The organism is Marinagarivorans sp. (genome assembly GCF_982758155.1).
The window spans coordinates 1-7,085 of sequence record NZ_CEXWTU010000247.1; the positions used below are offsets into that span (position 1 = coordinate 1).

Sequence of the window (7,085 nt, forward strand, 5' to 3'; positions counted from 1 at the left end):
GTCAGGTTTTATTCCGAAAAGCCCGTTATCTTTGATAACGGGCTTTTTTTTGCTTGCGGTTTAGTGAGCGAAAAACACATTTGATAGGCTGTTTTTTTAGGTTATCCTGCTTGCGTTCAATCTTAATTCCGTTGACACTCTCAGCTACGCTAAGTATCGTAGCGACCCTTTTTGCAGTCATTTTTGGCGTTAAGACGTCACTGCAATTGAAATAATTAATCACCAATATGAGGTGGGTTTTGAAAACCGTAAAAATAGGTATTTGTGGTCTTGGCACCGTGGGAAGCGGTACTTTTAACGTGATTAAACGTAATCAAACTGAGATTAATGCGCGTGCGGGCTGCAATATTGAAATTACGCAAGTGGGGGCTCGGCGAGATAACCCCAATGCAGATACCAGCTCCGTTGATGTGTCCCGTGATATTTTTGATGTTGTAAACAATCCAGAGATTGATATCGTTGTCGAGCTTATCGGCGGTACAACTTTGGCTAAAGAGTTAATTCTTAAAGCTATAGAAAACGGTAAGCACGTAGTGACAGCCAACAAGGCTTTAATTGCTGAATACGGCAATGAAATATTTGCAGCCGCTAAAGCTAAAGGTGTCTCTGTTGCTTACGAAGCCGCTGTTGCTGGAGGCATACCGATTATTCGTACCCTGCGTGAAGGCCTGTCGGCGAATAAAATTGAATGGTTAGCAGGTATCATTAATGGTACGGGTAACTTCATTTTGACGGAAATGCGAGACAAAGGCCGTACGTTTGACGATGTTTTGGCTGAAGCTCAGGCGTTAGGTTATGCCGAAGCAGATCCTACGTTTGATGTTGAAGGTATCGACGCTGCACATAAGCTTGTTATTTTAGCGTCCTTAGCGTTTGGTATGCCTTTACAATTCGATAAAGTTTATTGCGAAGGTATAGCTGACATATCACCCGAAGATGTTACTTATGCTACAGAGCTTGGTTACCGAATCAAACATTTGGGTGTTGCTCGCCAGCATGAAAGCGGCGTGGAATTACGTGTGCATCCGACATTTATCCCTGAGCGTCGCTTGATTGCCAATGTTGATGGTGTTGACAACGCTATATTGGTCAAGGGTGATGCCGTGGGTTCTACATTGTATTATGGTCCTGGAGCTGGCAGTGAGCCTACAGCCTCATCAGTGATCGCGGATGTTGTTGATCTAGCGCGGATGCTTTCAGCTGAGCCAGAAAACCGTGTGCCTTATTTAGGGTTCGTGGCTAATAGTTTGCAAGAGCATACTATTATGCCTATGGGCGAAATTGAGACGGGTTATTACTTGCGCTTGTCCGCTGTCGATAAGCCTGGTGTTCTTTCTAAAGTAACTCAGATATTGAGTGATCAGGGCATTAGTATTGAAGCGTTGATACAGAAAGAGCCCAAAGATGATCAAATGGAAGTTCCTGTAATAGTGCTATCGAATCGTGTTAAAGAAAAGCATATGAACGAAGCGATTAGCAAGATTGAAGGCCTAGATACTGTTGTGGGTAAGGTTATTCGTATAAGGGTTGAGTCCTTGTTATAAGTGGCGACTCTACAATTACGGTTATAGATAAATTAAAAGCCTGAGAAATTATTGTGAAATTTATAAGTACTCGTGGGCAGGCGCCTGCACTTAGTTTTGAAGATGTTGTTTTAACGGGTTTGGCCTCTGATGGAGGTCTTTATATTCCTGAAACAATTCCGCAGTTTAGTACTGATGAAATTGCAGCTATGCGCGGCCTGCCATATAACGAGCTAGCATTCAAAATTATGGCGCGATTTGTTGATGGTGCGGTATCCGACCACGACTTAAAAGATATTATTGATCGTTCTTACACGTCTTTTCGCCATAGTGCTATAGCACCACTGGTGCAAACCGGCCATAACGAATTTATTCTTGAATTGTTTCAAGGGCCTACGCTTGCCTTTAAAGATTTTGCATTACAATTTTTAGGTAATTTGCTTGATTTTATTTTAGAAAAGCGTCAGCAAAAAGTCGTAATTATGGGTGCAACATCTGGCGATACAGGCTCTGCCGCTATTGAAGGCTGCCGTCATTGCAAAAACGTTGATATTTTCATATTGCATCCTAATAAGCGCGTGTCAGATGTGCAGCGCCGCCAGATGACCACGGTTATTGAAGATAACGTGCATAACATTGCACTTGAAGGCAATTTTGATGATTGTCAAAATATGGTTAAAGCGAGTTTTTCTGATCAGTCATTCTTGCCTGAAGGTCGTCAGTTAGTTGCAGTTAATTCGATTAACTGGGCGCGCATTATGGCGCAAATTGTTTATTATTTTTATGCCGGGGTTGCTGTGGGCTCACCCGATCGTAAAGTGTCTTTTTCGGTACCTACGGGTAATTTTGGTGATATTTTCGCGGGTTACTTGGCGAGTCGTATGGGTCTGCCAATTGATCAGTTGGTTATTGCAACTAATCAAAATGATATCTTGCATCGATGTATCAGCGCTAATGACCATTCAAAGCAACCTTTGGAGCATTCGTTATCGCCAAGTATGGATATCATGGTGTCCAGCAACTTTGAGCGTATGCTGTTTGATTTATATGATCGTGACGGTAGTGCAATTGCAGGTTTGATGGAAGAGTTCAAAAGCGGCAATATGACTCTTAGCGAAAAGGCATTAACGCGAGCCCGTGAGTTATTCAGTAGTTATCGCTTAAACGATGAGGAGGTTCTTGCTGTTATTAAAGACACCTTCGAATCGACAGAATATTTATTAGATCCTCATACGGCCATTGGTCTTGAAGCTGCTCGTAAAACACGTCGTAGTAAAGATGTACCGATGATCTGCATGGCAACGGCTCACCCCGCAAAATTCCCTGAAGCTATTCAAAAGGCTGGATGCCAAGACCCCGCTTTACCTCATCATATGCAGGATTTATTTGATAGAGAGGAGCGCTATCAAATTCTCGACAATGATATGGCGAAGGTGCATAGTTTTATTGCCGGTCATATCCGAGCATAGCCGAATATTTTTTTATTGAAAGCCGCCTATTCTGGCGGCTTTTTTGTTTGTGAGTCTGCGGCAGTTGTGGCGGGTGATTTGCTTGCAATTGATGGTAGTCTTGAATGTAGAGTGTCTCTTAATTTTCACCAGAACATTGGCGTAATGAGTATGGATCCATCGCAAGTACCTGTTGTGTTATGTGTCGTAACGTTGCTAGTCGTGATTTTAACAGCGGTGGTGTGGACGGTACGTAGACAGCACCAAAAACAAAAGCGCACGCAGGGCATTATTTGGTTGCAGGCCCTACGTTCAATGTTGATGCATATACAGCGTCACAGAGGGCTATCAACGACTGTTTTAGGTGGTGATGTGAGCTTGTTTGAAGAGCTCGAAGAGTCTCAGCGCAGTGTGAGTCGTGACCTAGGGCATATCGCACTTGTTGGTGATTGGATTAAAGATAATCCTAACTGGGAGGCCATTACGGCACATTGGGCACGTCTTGCTGGACAATATAATCATCTCGATACACGTAAAAATCTTGACCAACACAATAAACTGATTCGCGGAATACTTGTTTTTATTGATGATGTCGCAATTGAGCATCACCTTGTAGATACCCGTTTAGATGATGTTCCTTGGCGCTATATGCTGGGCGTGGTTGAGCAGCTAGGGCAAATCAGAGCAGTTGGATTGGCATACATCGCTAGTTTAGCGCGCCATGAGAATGCACCGAAGTTGCGCACATCCTTGCAGGTATTAATGACAGAGTTTGCGAAGACTATTGATAAGCCTGAATTCACCCGTTTTTTAAGTGAGGCTCATAGGCAAAAAATCCAACATTTTTTAATGTGCTTCCCTCAGGCTTTACTGGAAAACCCCGAAACCCGCCCGCTGCAAAGCTATTATCAATCGGCTACTGGGGTAATTGATGAGCTTTATCTGCAGTTTGATGATCAGCTTAAAGCCGTGATGCACGTTCTTGGGTGATCGTTATGCTACTGTGTCGCGCATATCGTTCTTAAATTAAGTAATTTCATGCATAAAAAAATCCTTCCTCGTAGCATCCAAGATGACTTCCACTTAAGCTCTATATCTTCTGTTCTTGCTCGTATTTATGCTGCTCGTGGTGTGTTAGATGATAGCCAGCTGGACTATTCCTTAAAGCATCTGTTTAGGCCATCTCAGATGAAAGGGGTTGATGACGCGATAGGGTTATTGCTTCGTGCTCGTAAAGAGCAGCTGCGCATTTTGATCGTGGGAGACTTCGATGCCGATGGCGCCACAAGTACAGCCGTAGCCGTACGTTGCTTGCGAGCGCTTGGGTTTGCTTCTGTTGATTATTTAGTCCCTAATCGGTTTGAATACGGTTATGGCTTAACGCCAGAAATAGTGGAAGTCGCTAAACAGTTCCACCCAGATCTTTTAATTACCGTCGATAACGGCATCTCCAGTTTGCAGGGCGTGGCGGCAGCGCAAGCGGCGGGTATGCAAGTAATGGTGACCGATCACCATTTGCCGGGGGCGGAGTTGCCGACGGCGGAGGCTATTGTGAACCCTAATCAGCCTCATTGTGAGTTCCCAACAAAAAATTGCGCTGGCGTAGGCGTTATCTTTTATGTGATGTCGGCGCTACGTTCGGCAATGCAGGCCGAAGGTTTTTTTGCGGAGGCCCCGGCGCCTAATTTTGCTCACTTTTTAGATCTCGTGTCTTTGGGTACTGTGGCTGATGTTGTGCCGTTGGATCACAATAATCGGATTTTTGTCCAGCAGGGTTTGTTGCGTATGCGTGCCGGTTTTGCTTGCGAAGGTATTAAAGCTATCGCACAGGTCGCTGGGCGGCAGCTCGAAAAATTACGCGCGACGGACTTAGGTTTTATGGTAGGGCCGCGTTTAAATGCGGCGGGTCGGTTAGATGACATGAGCTTGGGTATTCGCTGCTTGTTGTCGGATGACCCCGCAGAAGCGTTAACCTTGGCTGCCGAATTGGATGCACTGAATAAAGAGCGTCGTGCGATTGAAGGGAGTATGCAAGCTGATGCCGCGGCTTTCTTAACGGCATTGGATCGCGATGATGATGGCGAAGTACCGTTTGGGGTGTGCTTGTATCAAGAAGACTGGCATCAAGGTGTGATTGGTATTTTGGCCTCAAGGGTAAAGGATAAATTACATCGCCCAACGATTGTTTTTGCAGATGATAATGAAACTACACTTAAAGGCTCTGGCCGCTCTGTGCCGGGAATACACTTGCGCGATGTACTCGATGACGTAGCCGCTAAAAATCCAGGGATGCTGACAAAGTTTGGCGGCCATGCGATTGCTGCAGGCCTAAGCTTAGAAAAAAAACACTTACCCGCTTTTGAAAAAAGTTTTGCTAAAGTGGTTGCGAGTAGAGCTGGTGAGGATGGATTAACACCAGTTATTTATACGGATGGCGAGTTACAGGCCGAAGATTTTAATTTGTTATTGGCGCACGAACTGGAGAATGCGGGCCCTTGGGGGCAGGCGTTTCCAGAGCCTTGTTTTAGTGGCGACTTTATTTTGGTGAACCAGCGCATTGTGGGTCAGAAGCATTTGAAACTCGTTTTGGCGCTGCCATCCTCACCACAGAAAATCATTGATGCCATTTATTTTAATTGTGATTTAGCGCAATGGCCTAATCAGGACTGCGCAAATATATTTGCAGTATTCAAGCTGCAGGTGAATGAGTTTAATGGCCGCCAGAATATTCAGTTGATGGTTGATTATTTAGATGCACGTTAGAAATCTTTTAAATATTTGCTTTCCGTCAGGGAGTGTCAGTGCAAGTGAAAACTGCACACTGAGGTTACGGGTAGAGAATTGTCGCCAGGATGGTCGTCGATAAGCGAGTCGTAAGCGTCCATGTATTCTTCCTGTTTCAAACCGTGTGATGAAGGTTTTCATCCCGATTAAAAACTGTGCTTAAGGGCAACCTATTTTACCCGCTTTATCGGTTAAGCTGCTCTTTCTACTGTAAGTGTAATAATTTCAATAAGGGTTATAGCGTGGGCGGTTTAAAGTTCGTTGTGGTTCTAGCCATGAGTTTGGTAATTGCAGGCTGTATAAGCGGTGATGTAGCCGACGATGCATTACCCTCGGTGCCGTTAAATGACACGGGTGTTGCGCTGTGTATGTCTGCCGCTTGGGAGCAGGAAAATTGTACGAGCACTAATAGGCCCGGGCAGGACGGCCAGTATGGTCGCGATTCGGCTGTTCCGGCGATGAAACTAGGTTCTGGTAGTGCCGGCTTTGATTTTATTAAGCGTGATGCCGCGGGGTTCGCGCTGAATGATCAGTTAGTCGATTGGAGCGAAAATACCGATGGTATGGCTTGGGATTGTGTCGAAGATAACGTAACCGGCTTAGTCTGGGAGGTAAAGTCGGTCAATGCGAACGCCCAGCGGTACAGTAACCATACCTATAGTTGGTATCAGCCCAATGATGGACTAAACGGTGGTAATGCCGGTGTTGCCAATGGTGGTTCATGCTTAGGAAGTGATTGCGATACTGCCGCTTACATCACGCAGGCTAACGCTTCGGCTCGGTGCGGGCGAACTGATTGGCGCTTACCCTCTGTGAGCGAATTACTTTCCATTGCCGATCAAAGCCGCGCTAACCCGCCGTTAGATATTACCGTATTCCCCAATAGTGCGTATAACGCGCACTGGACATCGCAAAGTGTGGCCTTCAACCCCGAGTTTGCGTGGTATGTCTATTTTACTGCCGCAGGCAATGGGATTATTAACAAAAGTAATACGGCCCATGTTCGTCTTGTTAGTGGAGGAGTAATTCCATGAGGATCGTAATCAAACTGTTTTTGAGTTTCATCGTGAGTTTCCACGCGGTTTCTTGGGCCGAGTGCGACCTTACTGTAGCGCCGACAACACCGGCAGAGCGTTTCACCGAAATGAGTAACCCTGCCATTTTAAGGGATACACATACGGGACTGCAGTGGCAGCGTTGTGCGCTGGGTTCGACATGGTCTAAAAGCGAAGGTTGTTCGGTAACTGAAGGAGTGCAGGGCGTATACACTTGGGATGAGGCTTTGGCGGCGACACCCAATGGTTGGCGCCTACCCAATAAAAAGGAGTTG

General features: G+C 45.5%; 6 protein-coding genes. All 6 read left to right on the forward strand.

Annotation, left to right across the window (positions count from 1 at the left end):
- Window positions 1–239: 239 nt before the first annotated feature.
- Window positions 240–1,544, forward strand: coding sequence for a homoserine dehydrogenase (locus AC3A8L_RS18485; protein ID WP_487963755.1), 1,305 nt, complete (start codon window positions 240–242; stop codon window positions 1,542–1,544).
- A 53-nt stretch (window positions 1,545–1,597) separates the two neighbouring features.
- The gene (thrC, locus tag AC3A8L_RS18490; protein ID WP_487963756.1) at window positions 1,598–2,992 is read left to right on the forward strand and encodes a threonine synthase; all 1,395 of its coding nucleotides are present in this window, start codon (window positions 1,598–1,600) and stop codon (window positions 2,990–2,992) included.
- A 15-nt stretch (window positions 2,993–3,007) separates the two neighbouring features.
- Complete coding sequence (locus AC3A8L_RS18495; protein ID WP_487963757.1) at window positions 3,008–3,961, forward strand: nitrate- and nitrite sensing domain-containing protein; 954 nt, start codon at window positions 3,008–3,010, stop codon at window positions 3,959–3,961.
- Window positions 3,962–4,009: 48 nt separating this feature from the next.
- Window positions 4,010–5,734 carry a single-stranded-DNA-specific exonuclease RecJ gene (gene recJ / locus AC3A8L_RS18500; RefSeq protein ID WP_487963758.1) on the forward strand — a complete coding sequence of 575 codons (1,725 nt, stop codon included), beginning with the start codon at window positions 4,010–4,012 and terminating at the stop codon, window positions 5,732–5,734.
- A 296-nt stretch (window positions 5,735–6,030) separates the two neighbouring features.
- Window positions 6,031–6,789: an Lcl C-terminal domain-containing protein gene (locus tag AC3A8L_RS18505; RefSeq protein WP_487963759.1), complete on the forward strand. Its 759-nt coding sequence runs from the start codon at window positions 6,031–6,033 to the stop codon at window positions 6,787–6,789.
- A partial coding sequence (locus AC3A8L_RS18510; protein ID WP_487963760.1) for an Lcl domain-containing protein occupies window positions 6,786–7,085 on the forward strand: 300 nt, incomplete at its 3' end. The genes AC3A8L_RS18505 and AC3A8L_RS18510, both read left to right, overlap by 4 nt.

Coding starts and splice junctions, on each gene's coding strand:
- AC3A8L_RS18505 (WP_487963759.1), top strand. CDS start 6,031: ATGAGTTTGGTAATTGCAGGCTGTATAAGCGGTGATGTAGCCGACGAT.
- recJ (WP_487963758.1), top strand. CDS start 4,010: ATGCATAAAAAAATCCTTCCTCGTAGCATCCAAGATGACTTCCACTTA.